At 69.5% G+C, this 16,037-nt stretch carries 20 protein-coding genes; 11 read left to right on the top strand and 9 right to left on the bottom strand.

From position 1 onward, the window contains the following. Nucleotides 1-5 precede the first annotated feature (5 nt). The gene (locus tag AC07V5_RS04390) at nucleotides 6-209 is read right to left on the bottom strand and encodes a hypothetical protein (RefSeq protein WP_495114395.1); all 204 of its coding nucleotides are present in this window, start codon (nucleotides 207-209) and stop codon (nucleotides 6-8) included. Nucleotides 210-447: 238 nt separating this feature from the next. Between AC07V5_RS04390 and AC07V5_RS04385 the strand changes: the two genes are divergently transcribed. Next, nucleotides 448-828 carry a cupin domain-containing protein gene (locus tag AC07V5_RS04385; protein ID WP_495114394.1) on the top strand — a complete coding sequence of 127 codons (381 nt, stop codon included), beginning with the start codon at nucleotides 448-450 and terminating at the stop codon, nucleotides 826-828. On the opposite strand, the gene AC07V5_RS04380 is transcribed toward AC07V5_RS04385, so the two are convergent. Then, a complete protein-coding gene (locus AC07V5_RS04380) occupies nucleotides 825-1,493 on the bottom strand; it encodes a DNA alkylation repair protein (protein ID WP_495114393.1) in 669 nt (222 codons plus the stop codon). The genes AC07V5_RS04385 and AC07V5_RS04380 overlap by 4 nt on opposite strands. Before the next feature lie 48 nt (nucleotides 1,494-1,541). Between AC07V5_RS04380 and AC07V5_RS04375 the strand changes: the two genes are divergently transcribed. After that, nucleotides 1,542-1,970 (top strand): MerR family transcriptional regulator, encoded by a 429-nt coding sequence (locus AC07V5_RS04375; protein ID WP_495114392.1) that lies wholly within the window; start codon nucleotides 1,542-1,544, stop codon nucleotides 1,968-1,970. Continuing rightward, on the top strand, nucleotides 1,967-2,389 hold the full coding sequence (locus AC07V5_RS04370) for a nuclear transport factor 2 family protein (RefSeq protein ID WP_495114391.1): 423 nt from the start codon (nucleotides 1,967-1,969) through the stop codon (nucleotides 2,387-2,389). The genes AC07V5_RS04375 and AC07V5_RS04370 overlap by 4 nt, the downstream gene beginning before the upstream one ends. Nucleotides 2,390-2,391: 2 nt before the next feature. On the opposite strand, the gene AC07V5_RS04365 is transcribed toward AC07V5_RS04370, so the two are convergent. Further along, nucleotides 2,392-2,997 (bottom strand): hypothetical protein, encoded by a 606-nt coding sequence (locus AC07V5_RS04365; protein ID WP_495114390.1) that lies wholly within the window; start codon nucleotides 2,995-2,997, stop codon nucleotides 2,392-2,394. Nucleotides 2,998-3,168: 171 nt separating this feature from the next. On the opposite strand from AC07V5_RS04365, the gene AC07V5_RS04360 reads away from it, so the two are divergent. Beyond that, a complete protein-coding gene (locus AC07V5_RS04360; RefSeq protein ID WP_495114389.1) occupies nucleotides 3,169-4,725 on the top strand; it encodes a thioredoxin family protein in 1,557 nt (518 codons plus the stop codon). A 4-nt stretch (nucleotides 4,726-4,729) separates the two neighbouring features. Next, complete coding sequence (locus AC07V5_RS04355) at nucleotides 4,730-5,737, top strand: DUF3667 domain-containing protein (RefSeq protein WP_495114388.1); 1,008 nt, start codon at nucleotides 4,730-4,732, stop codon at nucleotides 5,735-5,737. Here the strand turns inward: AC07V5_RS04355 and AC07V5_RS04350 are convergent. Beyond that, entirely contained in the window at nucleotides 5,734-5,937 is a 204-nt protein-coding gene (locus tag AC07V5_RS04350) for a hypothetical protein (RefSeq protein ID WP_495114387.1), read from the bottom strand. The two genes, AC07V5_RS04355 and AC07V5_RS04350, sit on opposite strands and share 4 nt — an antisense overlap. Nucleotides 5,938-5,997: 60 nt before the next feature. Then, nucleotides 5,998-6,132 (bottom strand): hypothetical protein, encoded by a 135-nt coding sequence (locus AC07V5_RS04345; protein WP_495114386.1) that lies wholly within the window; start codon nucleotides 6,130-6,132, stop codon nucleotides 5,998-6,000. Nucleotides 6,133-6,302: 170 nt separating this feature from the next. Between AC07V5_RS04345 and AC07V5_RS04340 the strand changes: the two genes are divergently transcribed. From AC07V5_RS04340 to AC07V5_RS04325, 4 genes are read left to right on the top strand one after another with little or no spacing between them, the layout of a single operon-like run. Continuing rightward, the gene (locus AC07V5_RS04340) at nucleotides 6,303-7,790 is read left to right on the top strand and encodes an alpha/beta hydrolase (RefSeq protein WP_495114385.1); all 1,488 of its coding nucleotides are present in this window, start codon (nucleotides 6,303-6,305) and stop codon (nucleotides 7,788-7,790) included. After that, a complete protein-coding gene (locus AC07V5_RS04335) occupies nucleotides 7,787-8,569 on the top strand; it encodes an ABC transporter ATP-binding protein (protein WP_495114384.1) in 783 nt (260 codons plus the stop codon). The genes AC07V5_RS04340 and AC07V5_RS04335 overlap by 4 nt, the downstream gene beginning before the upstream one ends. Then, nucleotides 8,566-9,729 (top strand): ABC transporter permease, encoded by a 1,164-nt coding sequence (locus AC07V5_RS04330; RefSeq protein ID WP_495114383.1) that lies wholly within the window; start codon nucleotides 8,566-8,568, stop codon nucleotides 9,727-9,729. The genes AC07V5_RS04335 and AC07V5_RS04330 overlap by 4 nt, the downstream gene beginning before the upstream one ends. Next, entirely contained in the window at nucleotides 9,726-10,229 is a 504-nt protein-coding gene (locus AC07V5_RS04325) for a hypothetical protein (protein ID WP_495114382.1), read from the top strand. The genes AC07V5_RS04330 and AC07V5_RS04325 overlap by 4 nt, the downstream gene beginning before the upstream one ends. Here AC07V5_RS04325 and AC07V5_RS04320 read toward each other — a convergent pair. Genes AC07V5_RS04320 through AC07V5_RS04305 form a run of 4 tightly spaced genes read right to left on the bottom strand, consistent with a single transcriptional unit; the run spans nucleotide 10,226 to nucleotide 13,207 of the window. Next, entirely contained in the window at nucleotides 10,226-10,729 is a 504-nt protein-coding gene (locus AC07V5_RS04320) for a hypothetical protein (RefSeq protein ID WP_495114381.1), read from the bottom strand. The two genes, AC07V5_RS04325 and AC07V5_RS04320, sit on opposite strands and share 4 nt — an antisense overlap. Nucleotides 10,730-10,736: 7 nt before the next feature. Next, a complete protein-coding gene (locus tag AC07V5_RS04315; RefSeq protein ID WP_495114380.1) occupies nucleotides 10,737-11,705 on the bottom strand; it encodes a Bug family tripartite tricarboxylate transporter substrate binding protein in 969 nt (322 codons plus the stop codon). Between the two features lie 41 nt (nucleotides 11,706-11,746). Beyond that, on the bottom strand, nucleotides 11,747-12,004 hold the full coding sequence (locus AC07V5_RS04310; RefSeq protein WP_495114379.1) for a YkgJ family cysteine cluster protein: 258 nt from the start codon (nucleotides 12,002-12,004) through the stop codon (nucleotides 11,747-11,749). A gap of 33 nt (nucleotides 12,005-12,037) precedes the next feature. Beyond that, nucleotides 12,038-13,207, bottom strand: a complete 1,170-nt coding sequence (locus AC07V5_RS04305; protein ID WP_495114378.1) for a M23 family metallopeptidase — start codon at nucleotides 13,205-13,207, stop codon at nucleotides 12,038-12,040. Nucleotides 13,208-13,430: 223 nt separating this feature from the next. Here AC07V5_RS04305 and mnmG point away from each other — a divergent pair, with 223 nt between their 5' ends. Then, complete coding sequence (gene mnmG, locus AC07V5_RS04300; RefSeq protein ID WP_495114377.1) at nucleotides 13,431-15,380, top strand: tRNA uridine-5-carboxymethylaminomethyl(34) synthesis enzyme MnmG; 1,950 nt, start codon at nucleotides 13,431-13,433, stop codon at nucleotides 15,378-15,380. Continuing rightward, complete coding sequence (gene rsmG, locus AC07V5_RS04295) at nucleotides 15,377-16,003, top strand: 16S rRNA (guanine(527)-N(7))-methyltransferase RsmG (protein WP_495114376.1); 627 nt, start codon at nucleotides 15,377-15,379, stop codon at nucleotides 16,001-16,003. The genes mnmG and rsmG overlap by 4 nt, the downstream gene beginning before the upstream one ends. Nucleotides 16,004-16,037: the final 34 nt, after the last annotated feature.

Here is a 16,037-nt window from a genome sequence, read left to right as displayed (position 1 = left end):
CCGGCTCAGTTCTGGGAGAGTTCCCAGAGCTGGTACAGGGTGTCGTTGTCCTGCTCCGAGACTTCAAGGCCGGTGGCCAGGTCGAAGCTGGAGTCGTACCAGCCGCAGATTTCCGACTTGAGCCCGGTGCGCGCCCGAGTGGGCATCGGCAGGGGCAGGGGCAGTTTGGAGTTGGACCAGGGCGATTGCGAGGAGTTGAAGAATTGCATGATGGGCTCCGTTTTTTGAAGGGGCGGCGTCGTGTTCAACGCCATGCCGTCAGCATCGGCGCCGGGCCTTTTTTCGGACATCACCCGGAGGGTGGAGCGAGGGGGGATGCCGGCATGGCGCATCCCCCGCCTCTCCCTCCGAAGAGGGATACAAAATGGGGTCGGAGTCAATTTATGCCCCATCGAAGCCGATCCGGACCGGCTGAGCTAGGCTGGCGCGCCTGCCAGGAGCCCACCCATGCCCACCGCCCCCATCACTGCGACCAGCCCCATCGACGTCGCCGCCAGCCTGACCGAGCTCTGGTCGCCGCGCGTCGTCGGCGCCTTCGACGACAACTACGTCAAGGTGGCCAAGGTGCAGGGAACCTTCGGCTGGCACCGCCATCCGGACGAGGACGAGCTCTTCCACATCCTGCGTGGCCGGCTGCGCATTGAGCTGCGCGACGGCGCCGTGACGCTGGAGGCCGGCCAGATGTTCGTCGTGCCGCGCGGCGTGGAGCACTGCCCCGTTGCCGAGGCCGAGTGCCTGCTGATGCTGATCGAGCGCAAGACGACGCTGCACAGCGGCGACTCGCCGAACGAGAAAACCCGCTCCATCGAAGAGCAGCTGGGCAGCTAGGAGCCGGCGCGGCTCAGCTCGCGGCGGGCATCGCTGCCAATCCAGCGTGCCGACTTCTCGCTGCGCTGACACAAGCGCTCCGCCACAGTGAGCGCAAGCTCACGTAGGCCCTCGCTGCGTTTGCCGATCTGGCGCAGCGCCCAGTTCACGGCCTTCTTGACGAAGTTGCGCTCGTCGTCGGCTGCGGCTTCGATGAGGGGCAGACGCGCCAGGAAGTCGCCATCCGGCCGCGTCTTCTGGTGCACCGCGGCCACCGCCAGCAGCGTGAAACCGGCACGTTTCTCGAACTCGGCCTCGCGCGCCACCCAGCGCGGGATGGCCTCCCAGGCCAGCGGGCTCTTCACGAAGGCGTTGGTGCAGGCCTGGTCGCAGACATCCCAGGCGCGCATGCCAGCCACCCAGTGGTCCATCTGCTCGACCGTCAGCCGGGCCGGCTCGGCCACCATGCCGGCGAGGATCTGTGCGTCCGGGATGCCGGTGTCCCACAGCGCCAGGGCCAACGCGTGGTCGCGCTTGAACTCGCGCGCCAGCGCGCGCAGCGTCGGCACCGCCAGGCCGAGGCGCCCGTCGCCGGTCAGGCCGAAGCGCGCCATCGCGTCGAGCTGATCCGGGCGGGCCGCGGCGCGCAGCTGGGCAAGGGCGAGATCGAGTCGGGGGCTGCTCATGAAACGGGTCCTTGACTTCGAGTGCACTCTAGGTCGTCCAATGCCTCCATGGCACCCCGAGACGACCCTCCCCTGCTGCTGATCGGCGCGCTCGCCGCGCGCTGCGGCAAGTCCGTCCACGCGATCCGCTGGTACGAGGCCCAGGGCCTGGTGCCGGGCGTGGCGCGCGACGCAGGCGGCCGGCGGCGCTACCGCGAGCAGCACGTCGCCTGGCTCGAACTGATGGAGAGGCTGCGCACGACCGGCATGTCCATCGCCGAGATGCGCCGCTACACCGAGCTCGTCACGCAAGGCCGCAAGAGCCTGGCCGCGCGCCGCGACATGCTGGCCGCTCACCGGGCCGACGTGCTGGCCACCATCTCCCGCTGGCAGGAAGCCCTGACCGCGCTGGACCACAAGCTGGATTTCTACGACGACTGGATCGCCACCGGCCAACGCCCTGCACGCGACCCGCTCAACCCGAGGAGCAAGCCATGACCGACACCTCCACCGCCGCCAACAAGGCCCTGCTGCAGTCCATCTACGCCGCCCTGGCCGATGGCGACGGCGCCCCCTTCGTCGCCGCGATGGACGAGGACTTCAGCTGGACCATTGCCGGCGTGTCGCCCTGGTCGCGCCGCTGGGCCGGCCGCGACGTGGTGCGCGGGCAGCTGCTGCAGCCGCTCTTCCAGCGCTTTGCCACGCGCTACCGCAGCCGCGCCCAGCGCTTCATCGCCGATGGCGACCATGTCGTCGTGCAATGCCAGGGCGAGGTGCAGACGCACGCCGGCGAGGCCTACGACAACCACTACTGCATGGTGTTCCGCCTGCAGGCCGGCCGGCTCAAGGAAGTGACCGAGTACATGGACACCGACCTCGCCTGCCGCGTGCTCGGCACGCCCGAGGCGGCGCCCTGAACTCAGCGGGCCGCGCGGCGCCCGCGCAGCCAGCCCGCCAGCGCCGCGCCACCGGCCAGCGCCAGCCAGCCGCTCGCGGGCTCGGGCACGGCGGTGACGGACACGTTGTCGATCAGGCCGCCGTACTGGTCGGACACACCCAGGGCCGCAAAGCGCAGCAGGGCGCTGCCGCTTTGCCCCAAGTCCACCGTGGCCGAGAAGTGCTGCCACTGCGTCGTCGAGCCGCCGGCCACGTTGTCGAGCAGGGTGCCCGACAGCGAACCCAGGCTGTAGCTCAGGGTGTTCGACCCCGCCGCCACATTCGTGCGCGGCGAATACCAGAAGCTCAGCTCGACCCAGCCCGTGGCGGCAATGGTCTGGCTCATCGCGCTGTTGCCGAAGGTGTCCAGCTCCACGTGATAGATGCCGTCCTGGGAGACGTTGCCCTCGAAGTTGTTCTGTACCTCGATGTCCGGCGCGCCGGCCCAGCCGGTCAGCGTCGGCACGATCAGCCAACTGCCCGGGTTGGCCGCATCGGCCTCGAAGCTGCCGTTGACGACCAGGTTCGGGCCCGCGGCGAAGGCGGGTGCCAGCAACAGGGCGAGGACGGCGGCGGCGATGGTTTTCATGGGCTTCCCCTGAAATGACCCACGCGAGTCTAGGCAGGGGCGCCCGCCGGCACCCTCCCTATGAACGCATCCGCCAAGGCTCATGCGGCCCGCTCATAAGCCCATTCGGCGATCGCGCGTGGCGCGCTGCAAAGCCTAGGACAATCACGCCACCCCATTTCGTCGCCTGCCATGAAGCTGCTACCCCTCTTCTCGACGCTTGCGCTTGCCCTCACCCTGAGCTGCAACCCCGCCCACGCCGCCACCGGTCCGGGCGTGTCCTGGCAGGCCGCCGCGGCCGATGCCGACATCGACCGCTACTTCGTCCAGGCCAAGGCCGAGAAGAAGCCGGTGCTGCTGTACTGGGGCGCCAAGTGGTGCCCGCCCTGCAACCAGCTCAAGGTCACGCTGTTCAACCGCGCGGACTTCATCGAGCAGAGCAAGGCCTTCGTGGCGGTGGGCATCGACGGCGACGCGCCCGGCGCGCAGAAGCTGGGCACGCGCTTCAAGGTGCGTGGCTACCCGACCATGATCCTGTTCAACCCGGCCGGCAGCGAGATCACCCGCCTGCCCGGCGAGGCCGACGCAGCCCAGGTCATGAAGGTGCTGCAGCTGGGCCTGTCCAGCGGCCGCCCGGTGAAGGCCGTGCTGGCCGACGCCAAGGCGGGCAAGAAGCTCGGCGCCAACGAATGGCGGCTGCTGGGCTTCTACGGCTGGGAGACGGACGAACAGCAATTGCTGCCGGTGGACCAGCGCGCCGCCACGCTGACCCAGCTGGCCAAGGCCAGCGAAGGCGTGGACGCCGAGACCACCACGCGGCTGTGGCTGAAGTCCATCGGCGCGATGGCCGAGGGCAAGACGGCGGACGCCGCTCAGCTGCCGCGCCTGCGCGCCGTGCTGACGGACGCCGCCCAGTCCCGCGCGCAGATGGACGTGCTGACCAACGAAGCGCCCGATCTCGTCAAGGCGCTGACGCCGCAGCCGGGCGAGGCGCGCAACGCCCTCGTCGCCGAGTTCGACACGGCGCTCAAGCGCCTCAACGAAGACACAACACTGTCGCGCGCCGACCGCCTGAACGCGCTGCAGGGCCGCATCGACCTGGCCCGCCTGGACTCGGCCAAGGACGACCCGCATCCGACCAAGATTCCCGCTGCGCTGCTGACCGAAGCCCGCGACCAGGCCGGCAAGGCCAACCGCGAGATCACCGACGGCTACGAGCGCCAGGCCGTGGTCACCGAGGCTGCCCATCTGCTGGGCCGCGCGGGGCTGTGGAAGGAGAGCGACGAGCTGCTGAAGTCGGCCCTGGCCCGCAGCCACTCGCCCTACTACCTGATGAGCCAACTCGGTGGCAACGCCAAGAAGCAGGGCAAGAAGGCGGACGCGCTGCGCTGGTACGAGGAGGCCTTCAGCAAGAGCGAGGGCCCGGCCACGCGCCTGCAGTGGGGCACGACCTACCTCGGCGCGCTGGTGGAGCTGTCGCCTGAAGACACACCGCGCATCGAGAAGGCCGCGGCCCAGCTCTTCAGCGAGGCCGAGAAGGATTCCGGCGCCTTCTACGAGCGCAGCGAGCGTTCGCTGAAGAAGGTGGCCAGCCTGCTCGCGGGCTGGAACCAGACGCCGGCCCAGGCCGCCGTGGTGGGCCGGCTCAAGACGCAGGTCGACGGCGTCTGCAGCAAGCTGGACGCCAGCGACGCCAAGGCCAGGTCAGCCTGCGAAGGGCTGATGAAGCCCGCCGCCAAGAAGGCCTGAGCCCATGGACGATGGACTGCTGGGCGGCGTGCCCGGGGGTGTGGCGGCGGTGGTGGCCTCGGCCGATCTCGCCAGCCTGGCCGCCGGCGGCGGTGCCCACGCCGGCGAGGGCCACGGCGCTTCGACCGCCTGCCTGAACTGCGGCACCGCGCTGGCGCCCGGCGCGCGCTTCTGCAGCCAGTGCGGCCAGGACACGGCCAACCACCCGCCGTCGCTGTTCGAATTCGTGCACGAATTCGTCAGCCACTACATCGCCGTCGAGGGCACGCTGTGGAAGAGCCTGTGGGGCCTGATGGCGCGCCCGGGCTTCCTGACCCGCGAGTACCTGGCCGGGCGCAAGCAGCGCTATGTGCTGCCGCTGCGCCTCATCCTGACGCTGGGCCTGTTGTTCTTCCTGGCGCTGAAGTTTTCTGGCGGCGGCGCGAATGTGCTGGACGCCGACGAGGCCGCCACCGACGACGTGGCCGTGTCCGCGCCGGCATCGAGCGCAGCCTCGGCGGCGGCCTCAAAGCGGGCCAGGAAGCACACCAACGGCAATCCCGTGGTGCTGAGCGAGGACCTGACCGCGCAGCTGCCGACCGGCATGCAGGCCCGGGTGCACCGCGCCCAGGACAACTGGCGCGCCGACCCCAAGGCAGCGGCCCACGCGATGGGCGCCACGATGCTCGGGCTGGCGCCCTATGCCGTGCTGTGCTCGCTGCCCTTCTTCGCCGGCCTGCTCAAGCTGCTGTTCTGGCGCCAGCCGTACGGCGCGCACTTCGTCTTCGCGATGCATCTGCATGCCGCCTGGTACGGCATGCTGCTGGTGGCCGTGCTGCTGCCCTGGGGCGTGGTGGCGTTCGCCGTCTGGGCCTGGTCCAACATCTACCCGGTGGTGGCCCTGAAGCGGGTGCACGCGGCCAGCTGGTGGACCACCCTGCTGCGCGCCGGCCTGCTGGCCATGCTGCACTGGGTGATCATCGGCCTGGGCCTGCTGGCCCTCGTCATGGCCGGGGCGCTGGCGGCGGGCTAGAAGTCCGACAACAGCGGCTCGCGCCGCAGGTCGGCATCCACATCCATCAGCACGCTGGCCAGTTCCAGTGTGCGCCACAGCCCCTCGGGCATGGCCAGGATGGCCTCGGGGGTGCGCGCCTGGCTGACCCAGGCACCGATCTCGGCATGCTGCTCGTCAGTGAGCAGGCAGCGGTCGCGCATCTCGTCGAGTGTCTGCACGCTCAGCCTTTCATCGCGGCGCGGATGCCGCAGTGGGGTTGCATTCGAGGGCGCCGGCCGTCACTTCTTGCGCGCCTTGGCGGTCTTGGCCGGCGGCGCCTTGGGCACGTCACCGATGACAGTCTTCAGTGGGCAGACCTTGTAGGCCGGGCACTTGGCGCAGCTGGCAACGATGGCGATGGGGCAAAGTGTCATGGCTGGCTTCCGTGGACGGTGGCTGGCTGAAGAGCGGCGCCAGCATACGCCGCCATTCATCACGCGTCAGGTGCCATTCAACGCGCCGAACTGCCAGCCGTCACCCGCACCGTGAGGGCGCGGCCCGACGGCCCGGATACTCGCAGCCATCCGATCCCTGGAGCCCTGCCATGCCCTTCCCCGCCCGGCGCGCCTGTGTGCTCGCCGCCGCCCTTTCAGTCGCGTTCGTACTCGCTGCGCTGCCGGCTCACGCAGCCGCGCCGCTCAAGCCCTGCCGCATCGACGGCATTCCCAACGAGCTGCAATGCGGCAGCCTGCAGCGCCCGCTGGACCCGGCCCGGCCGGACGGCGTGAAGGTCGACATCCACTACCTCGTCGTGCCGGCGCTGGCGCGCAACAAGCAGCCCGACGCCGTGCTGCTGCTGGCCGGCGGCCCTGGTCAGAGCGCGATCAAGGTGGCTTCGCGCGTGCTGCCGCGCCTGTCACGCTTGAACAACCGCCGCGACCTCGTCTTCATCGACCAGCGCGGCACCGGCAAGTCGGCGCCGCTGGACTGCCCCGACGACAGCAAGCTGCCCATCACCGAGCAGCTGGACAGCGCCGCACAGGCGCGCCGCATCGACACCTGCCGAGCCACGCTGGAGAAACTGCCCTATGGCAAGGACGGCGGCCTGCGCTTCTTCACGACGACCCTCGCCATGCAGGACATGGACGCCGTGCGTGAACAGCTGGGCGTGCCGCAGTGGAACCTCATCGGCGCGAGCTACGGCACGCGTGCCGCCGTGGAGTACCTGCGCCTGTTCCCGACCAAGGTGCGCCGCAGCGTCATCGACGGCGTGGCACCGCCGGACATGATCCTGCCCGCCAGCTTCTCCACCGACGGCCAGGCCGCGCTGGACAAGCTGATCGAGGCCAACGCCAAGACCTACCCCACTCTGCGCGCCGACTGGCAGAAGCTGCTCGCCTCGCTGCCGCGCCAGGTCACCGTGCAGCAGCCGCTGACGGGCGTGCCCGAGCGCTTCACCGTGGAGCGCGACCTGCTGCTGCGCGCGGTGCGCATGCCGCTGTACCAGCCGGCCCTGGCCGCCGCGCTGCCGGCGGCCATCCAGGCGGCCGCCAACGACGGCAACTTCGCCGGCCTCTTCGGCCTCAGCACGGCCTTCGGCAGCAGCCCGGCCATGCGCCTGGCGATGGGCATGCATTTCTCGGTCGTCTGCGCCGAGGATGCACCCCGCATCGGCGAATCCAAGGACGCGCCGGGCGCCGATTTCCGGACCACCGATGCCGAGATGTACGCCCGCGTCTGCAAGGCCTGGCCTCGCGGTGACGTGGCGGCGGACTTCTACAAGATCCCGCCCGCGCCGAGCCCCGTCCTCGTGCTGAGCGGCGGCGCCGACCCCGCCACGCCGCCACGCCACGGCGAGCATGTCGCCAAGGCCTTGGGCGAAGGCCACCCGGAACGCGTGCAGCATGTCGTCGTCGCCGAGGCCGGCCATGGCGTCATGCCTGTGGGCTGCATGCGCGACCTCGTGTTCCGCTTCATCGACGCCAAGGCGGATGCGGCGGCCCTGCCCCAGGACACCGCCTGCGCCACGCGCATTCCGCGCCCTGCCGCTTTCCAACCCGTTCAGCCTGTCCATGGAGGGACGGCCCAATGATCGAGATCCAGGACGTTCACAAGCAGTTCATCGCCCAGAGCGGCGGCAGCCTGTTCAAGCGCGGGGCCAAGCGGGTCGTGCACGCGGTGCAAGGCGTCACCGTGAAGGCCGCCAACGGCCGCATCACCGGCCTGCTGGGCGCCAACGGCGCCGGCAAGACAACGACGCTGCGCATGCTGGCTGGGCTGTTCCCACCGGACTCGGGCCACATCACGGTCGACGGCATCGCGGTCAAGGACGCGCCGCTGAAGGCCCTGTCCCGAATGGGCATCCTCGGCGACGCGCATGGCCTGTACCCGCGGCTGTCGGCGCGCGAGAACATCGTCTACTACGGCCGCCTGCAGGGCATGAGCACCGACGCCGCGAACGCGCGCGCCGAGACGCTGGCCCAGCTGCTCGACATGGGCAGCATCCTGGACCGCCGCGCCGACGGCTTCAGCCAGGGCGAGCGCATGAAGACGGCGCTGGCACGCGCGCTGGTGCACGACCCCGCCAACATCGTGCTGGACGAGCCCACCAACGGCCTGGACGTGCTGGCCACGCGCGCCTTGCGGGAAGCCCTGCGCTGGCTGAAAAGCCCCGCGGGCGGCGCCAAGTGCATCGTCTTCTCCACGCACATCATGCAAGAGGTGGAGCAGCTCTGCGACGAGGTCGTCGTCGTGTCCAAGGGGCGCAGCGTCGCGCACGGCAGCGTGCCCGACCTGCTGCAACTGGCCGGCGAATCCCGCTTCGAGGACGCCTTCGTCAAGCTCGCATTTCCTGAAGAGGTGGCCGCGTGAAGCAAGCCCTGATCGTCTTTGTCAAAGAGTTGGGCGACGCGCTGCGGGACCGCCGCACGCTGCTGCGCCTCATGATTCCCGCGCTGCTGATGGGCCCGCTGTTGCTGATGGCGCTGTCCGGCCTGATCGCGTCGCTGGAGGAGCGCGCCGACCGGCGCGAGGTGCTGGCCGTGGGCATCGAGGCCGCGCCGACGCTGAAGAACTACATCGAGCGCCAGACCTACACGCTCAAGGCCGCGCCCGAGGACTACGAAGCGCGGCTGCGTGCGACGACGCTGCTGGAGCCGGTGCTCGTCGTGCCCAAGGACTTCGAGGCCAAGCTGCTGGCCGGCGAGACGCCCACGGTGGAGGTCGTCAGCGACAGCGCCAACCAGCGGGCCAATGCCGGCATAGGCCCCATCAAGGGCCTGCTGTGGGGCTTCAACCGCGAGCGCTCGTCGCTCAACCTGGCGATGCGCGGCGTGTCCACCGAACTGCTGGAACCCGTGGACGTGCAGGAGCGCGACCTCGCCAGCGCCCAGGCTCGCGCCGCGCGGCTGACCGGCATCATCCCGATGTTCATCATCATGGCCGTGCTCTACGGCGCGCTGACTGCGGCGCTGGACAGCACGGCCGGCGAACGCGAGCGTGGCTCGCTGGAGCCGCTGCTGATGAACCCCGCGCCGCACGGCGCCATCGTGGCCGGCAAATGGGGCGCCGTGGCGCTGCTGGGCATGGCCGTGGCGCTGCTGTCCTCCTTGAGCTTCGTGCCGGCACAGTGGCTGCTGAAGAGCGACGTGCTGCAGGCCCAGTTCAGCTTCGGCGGGCCCGAGGTGCTGGCCTTCTGGCTGCTGCAGATCCCGCTCGCGGCCGGCCTGTCGGCGCTGCTGATGGCCATGGCCATCCGCTCCAAGACCTTCAAGGAGGCCCAGGCCAGCAGCACCCTGGTCATCACGGCGGTCACGCTGATGCCCATGGTCAGCCTGCTGAACCCGGGCGGCGAAGCGCCTTGGTATTTCTGGGTGCCAGGTCTTGCGCAGAACACGCTGATGATGAGCGTGCTCAAGGGCGAGGCGCTGCGCTGGAGCCAGGTGATGCCGGGCGTCATCGTCGGCTTCGCGCTGGCGGCCGTGGCGCTGGCCTATGTGGCGCGGTCGATGCGCGCGGCGGTGGCGCGATGAGGGCCGCCGCACTGGCGACGACGGCCCTGCTGCTGGCGGGCTGCTCCAGTTTCAGCGGCTTCCAGCCCGCCACGCCGGACGACTACGTCGGCCCCACCGTGAACGTCAGCGACCAGGCGGCCATGGTGAACGGCCAGTTGGTGCATGTGTTCGAGATGACGCAGGTGGACGGGCGGCGATTGCTCAGCACTAGCATCGCGACGCTGCAGGCCAACCAGGGTCGCGGCTTCAGCACGGAGCCGGTGGCGCTGAGCAACGAGGTGCCACCGCGCCCGGCCCGGGTGCGGCTGCAGGCAGTCACGCAGTACGCGGCGCCGCTGCTGGCGCTGCAGAACCCGACCTGCCGCGTGGAGGGCGACATCGCCTTCACACCGGTAGCCGGCAAGGCCTACCGCGTGGCGGGGCGCATCGCGGCCGAGGCCTGCGAGGCGTGGATCGAAGACCTGGCGACGAAGCAGCCGGTGACGGAAAAAGTCAGCGGCAAGGGCACGAAGTCCTAACGCCCCAATTGCCGGGCGGCTGCGGCCAGCAGTGCGCGCGAGTACCAGCGGTGAAAGCCAATCAGTGCGTGAAAGATCCAGCCGAGGCGGGCCTCACCGCCCGGCTCGCGGCGGCGCGGCACGACGGCCGAGCCGAACCACAGCGTCGTGCCACCACCCTCGCCCGCCTCGGCCCTGAACCACGAGCGCGTGGCGCCGCTGTCCTCGTGCATCAGCAGCTCGTCGCCCTCGCGGGCCTCGACCGTCCAGGCCGCCATGCGCTGGCCTTCGCCTCGCGCCAGCGCGCGGACGTCGGCATCGCTGGACGGCCGACCGGTGCGCGCAATGATCCAGCGCTCCAGCTTGAAGAGCCGCGTCGTGTAGAACGCCTCGACGAAATCGGCCAGGTTGACGCGGGCCGGCAGCTTCAACGAGTAGGCATCCGCAAACGCCCCACGGGCGCTGGCCAGGCGGCCCAGCAGGCTGTCGGGCGGGACGGCGGTGTCGGTAACGGCGGTCATGCGGGGATCAGTCCGGCTTGACCTTGGCCCGCAGCAGAACCGGCTTCCAGCGCTGCTGTTCCTGCGCGATGAAGGCGGCGAACTGTGCCGGCGTGTTGCCCACGGCCTCGGCCGAGTCGGCGCCCAGGCGCTCCTTGGAGCCCACCGAGCGGATGGCCTTGGCGGCCTCGACCGCGAGCTTATCGACCGAGGCTTGCGCCATGCTGGACGGCGCCAGCAGCCCGTACCACTGCGTCATCTCGAAGCCCGGGAAGCCCTGCTCGGCCACGGTCGGCACGTCGGGCAACTGGGGCAGCCGCTCGCGCGAGCCAGTGGCCAGGCAGCGCAGCTTGCCGGCCTTGATGAACTGCAGCACGGCCGGCGCGCCCACGGCCGCCGCTTCCAGCCGGCCGCCCAGCAGGTCGGTCAGCTGCGGGCCGGTACCGCGGTAGGGCACGTGCAGCATGAAGATATTGGCGGCCATCTTCAGGTATTCCATCGCCAGGTGGCCGGCGCTGCCGTTGCCGGCCGAGCCGTAGTTCAGCTGGCCCGGGCGCTTGCGCGCGTAGGCGACGAACTCCTGCAGCGTCTTGGCCGGCACGTCGGGGTGGACGACATAGAGGCTGGGCACCTTGGCCAGCAGCGTCACGGGCCGGAAGTCCTTGATCGGGTCGTAGGGCAGCTTGTCGAAGATGAAGGGGTTCACGGCCAGCGTGCCGATGTGGCCGAGCACCAGCGTGTGCTGGTCTTCCGCGCGGGCCACCTCGGCCATGGCGACGTTGCCGGCGCCGCCGGGCTTGTTCTCGACGTACATGGTCTGGCCGAGCGACTTGGTCAGCTCGGCCGCGACGGTGCGCGCGACGATCTCGCTGCTGCCGCCTGGCGCGAACGGCACGAGCAGGCGGATGGTGCGGCTGGGCCAGGGAGTGTCGGCCAGGCTGGGCAGGGCCAGACCGGCGGAGGACAGCAGCAGCAGGCGGCGTTGCAGATCGGTCATGGCGGCAGGCGGGGAAGTCGGCTTGGGGCCGACTTTAGGGCCTAGCCGGGTGCCGTCTCACGCTCCATCCAGCCCAGCCAGCGCATCGCCTGCTCGCGGCTGTCGCCACACATCTCCTCGTGCGGAGGCAGCGAGCCGCAAACGGCCGGGCGCTCGGGCTGCCCAAAAATGCGGCAGCGCAGATCGTCGTCGAGCTGCAGGCAGCGCACACCCGCCGGCTTGCCATTCGGGTGGCCGGGGATGGGCGAGCTGATCGAGGGCGCGATGCAGCAGGCGGCGCAGTGGGGGCGGCATTCCATGGAGAGCCGCAATTTTGCCTTCCAGGCACGCGATCACTTGGTGACGACGACGTCCCCGGTCTGCAGTTCGCGCAACTGATCCACATAAGGCAGCTCGATGTTGTCGAAGCTCGCGGGCACACCCGCGCAGCGCAGCGCCAGCGGCCGGTCGCAGACATGGAAGTGCAGATGCGGCTCGGTGGAGTTGCCACTGCTGCCCAGCAGGCCGATGACCTGGCCGGCGCGCACGGTGTCGCCGACCTTGACGCGCACGCTGGCCGTCTTGAGGTGGGCATACACGCTGGACTCGCCCTGGGCATGTTCGATCAGCACATAGTTGCCGATGAGGGCGTCCTCGCCCTGGGCCATGCGCTTGTCCTGCAGCACGCCGACGCGCTTGAGGTAGGCGGCCTGCTCCTCGCCCGGGCGCCGCAGGTCGTCCACGGATTCGGGCACATCCTGGCGCGCGACCCGCACGATGCCGTCGGCCGCCGCCAGCACGGGAGCGCCGTAGGCGAAGTAGTCCGCCAGCCGGCTGCCCTTGCCGCGATAGCTCAGCCCGCCCGCGCCGATGCGCGCGATGTCGAGCGCGAATTCCTGCGGCACCACCCAGCGGTGATGGGAGTGTGCGGTCGGGCCGGCACCGATGAACCAGGTGCCCGCGAGTGGAAATCGATACTTGTTCTTGGCGCCGCTGAGGATGGGCAGCGAAGCGACGGCACTGACCGCCTGCTGGCTGGCGTCGTGGCCCGCGACCTGCACCGTGACGGCCGGCCGCTTGCCGCGGTAGCTGAGGAACTGCTGCACCAGCATCAGCGTCTCGCCCGGAGCCAGCGTCGCCGAGGCCGCGAAGACCGGTTTCGGCCCCAGCAGCGTGGCGCCGCCGAACTGGAAGTCGAGCTGGTCGATCATGCCGGCGTCGGCCATCTGCTTGCCGCGGGCGGCGCTCTTGGCCAGGTCCGCGGCTTCCAGCAATCGAGAGTCGGTCGGCGTGCCAGGCCCCTTGACGGCCAGCGTCACCGAATCCAGCGTGACGGGCACGCTGCCCTCGTTGGCGATGGCGATGTTCTGCACCAGCACCCCTTGAACCCCGCGCACGGAGTCGATGGCATAGGGCTGGACGCCCTGCGCCGGATAGAAGCGCACCGCCAAGCCTTGCGACCAGGCCGGCAGGCTGCAGGACGCGGCCAGGCAGGCCGACAAAAACACATGGCGAGGAAGCATGGGGTCCTTTCAAGACGTGCCGCATTGTGGGCAGCAACGCCCGCCACCGCCTGCGCGGCGCGACCATCTGCATTCCCCGCGGCTTCAAGCGTTCGGATTGCGCCCATCGCGGCATGGGCGCCCGCGCGCCAAGGCCATATGGGATGACTTATCCACAGCCACTCTTTAAAATTCCGGGTTTGCCCGAGCGCTCGCGCGGGCAGCTGTTCTTTCCAGGATCGAGATGCTCTACCCCAAGGAATTCGATGTCATCGTCGTCGGTGGCGGCCATGCCGGCACCGAGGCCGCGCTTGCTGCTGCCCGCATGGGCGCGCAGACGCTGCTGCTGACCCACAACATCGAGACCCTGGGCCAGATGAGCTGCAACCCCAGCATCGGCGGCATCGGCAAGGGCCACCTCGTCAAGGAGGTCGACGCCCTGGGCGGCGCGATGGCCCTGGCCACCGATGAAGGCGGCATCCAGTTCCGCATCCTCAATGGCAGCAAGGGCCCGGCCGTGCGCGCCACCCGTGCCCAGGCCGACCGCATCCTCTACAAGGCCGCCATCCGCCGCATGCTGGAGAACCAGCCCAACCTGCAACTCTTCCAGCAGGCGGTGGACGACCTGATGGTGGAAGGCGACCGCGTCGTCGGTGCCATCACCCAGGCCGGTATCCGTTTCCGCGCCCGCGCCGTCGTGCTGACGGCCGGCACCTTCCTGGACGGCCGCATCCATGTGGGCCTCGAAAACTACGCCGCCGGCCGCGCAGGCGACCCGCCGGCGGTGTCGCTGTCGGCCCGGCTCAAGGAACTGAAGCTGCCGCAGGGGCGGCTGAAGACCGGCACGCCGCCGCGCATCGACGGCCGCACCATCGACTTCAGCAAGTGCGAAGCCCAGCCCGGCGACCTGGACCCGGTGCCCGTGTTCAGCTTCATGGGCAAGGCAGCGATGCACCCGCAGCAGATGCCCTGCTGGATCACGCACACCAACCTGCGCACGCACGAGATCATCCGCAGCGGCTTCGACCGCAGCCCGATGTTCACCGGCGTCATCGAGGGGGTAGGCCCGCGCTACTGCCCGAGCATCGAAGACAAGGTGAATCGCTTTGCCGACAAGGACTCGCACCAGATCTTCCTGGAGCCCGAGGGCCTGACGACGCACGAGTACTACCCCAACGGCATCTCCACCTCCCTGCCCTTCGACATCCAGCTCGCCGCCGTGCGCAGCATCCCGGGCCTGGAGAACGCCGACATCCTGCGCCCCGGCTATGCCATCGAATACGACTACTTCGACCCACGCGGCCTGAAGGCCAGCTTCGAGACCAAGGTCATCCAGGGCCTGTTCTTCGCCGGCCAGATCAACGGCACGACCGGCTACGAGGAGGCGGCGGCCCAGGGCTTGTTCGCCGGCCTGAATGCTGCATTGCAGGTGCGCGGCGACGGCCCGTGGACGCCAGCTCGTGACCAGGCCTATCTGGGCGTGCTGGTGGACGACCTCATCACCAAGGGCGTGACCGAGCCCTACCGCATGTTCACCAGCCGCGCCGAGTTCCGGCTGCAGCTGCGCGAGGACAACGCCGATGCCCGCTTGACCGAGACCGGCCGCCAGCTGGGTCTGGTCGACGACGAGCGCTGGGCCGCCTTCAACCGCAAGCGCGATGCTGTTTCACGTGAAACCGAGAAGCTGAAGAGCACCTGGGTGCATCCCGGCATCCTGCCTGCGGCCGACGCCGAACGTCTGGTCGGCAAGGCGCTGGAGCGTGAGTACAGCTTGGCGGACCTGCTGCGCCGGCCGGGCGTCGTCTTCGACACCGTTGCCGAAGTCGCTTCGATTGCACGCCCGGAGGCAGGTGTTTCACGTGAAACCTTGAATGCCGAGCTGGGTAACGAGCTGGCTGCGCTCGTCACCGAGCAGCTCGAGATCAGCACCAAGTACGCCGGCTACATCAACAAGCAGGTCGACGACGTCGCCCGCGCCGCCCACTTCGAGCACCTGAAGCTGCCCGACGAGCTGGACTACGGCCTCGTCCACGCCCTCTCCTTCGAGGCGCGCCAGAAGCTGAACAAGCACAAGCCCGAGACCCTGGGCCAGGCTTCGCGCATTTCCGGCATCACGCCGGCGGCGATCTCACTGCTGCTGGTGCACCTGAAAAAGGGCAAGTTCAAGGGCTTCACCGAGGCGGAAGCCGCATGAGGGACCAACTCCAAGCGGCAGCCACCGAACTCGGCCTCGAACTCACAGACATCCAACTCGACCAGCTGCTGGCCTACCTGGCCCTGCTGCAGAAGTGGAACAAGGTCTACAACCTGACCGCCGTCCGTGATCCGGCCCAGATGCTGAGCCACCACTTGGTGGACAGCCTGTCCGTCATCGCGCCGCTGAAGCGCCACGGCGCGCCGGCCCGGCTGATGGACGTCGGCGCCGGCGGCGGCCTGCCGGGTGTCGTCATCGCCATCTGCTTCCCCGGCACCGACGTCAGTTGTGTGGATGCCGTCGCCAAGAAAGCCACCTTCATCCAGCAGGTGGCGGCCGAGTTGAAGCTGCCCAATCTGCACGGCGTCCACAGCCGCGTCGAGCAACTGAAGACCGAGCCCTTCGGCGTCATCACGTCCCGCGCCTTCGCCTCCCTGGTCGACTTCACCAGCCTGACCCGCCAGCACCTGGCCGAAGGCGCCGTCTGGATGGCCATGAAGGGCCAGCACCCGGCCGACGAAATCGCCGCCCTGCCCGCCGACGTGGACGTGTTTCACGTGGAACAACTGGCCGTCCCGGGCCTGGACGCCCAGCGCTGCATCATCTGGATGCGGCCGCGCTGAGCTCGCTTCACGGGTCGCGCCTGAGGGTCGACCC

This window comes from Roseateles sp. GW821-FHT02E12 (genome assembly GCF_059421665.1).
Note: the sequence above shows the minus strand (reverse complement) of the source record. Positions and strands in the feature narration are given on the sequence as shown.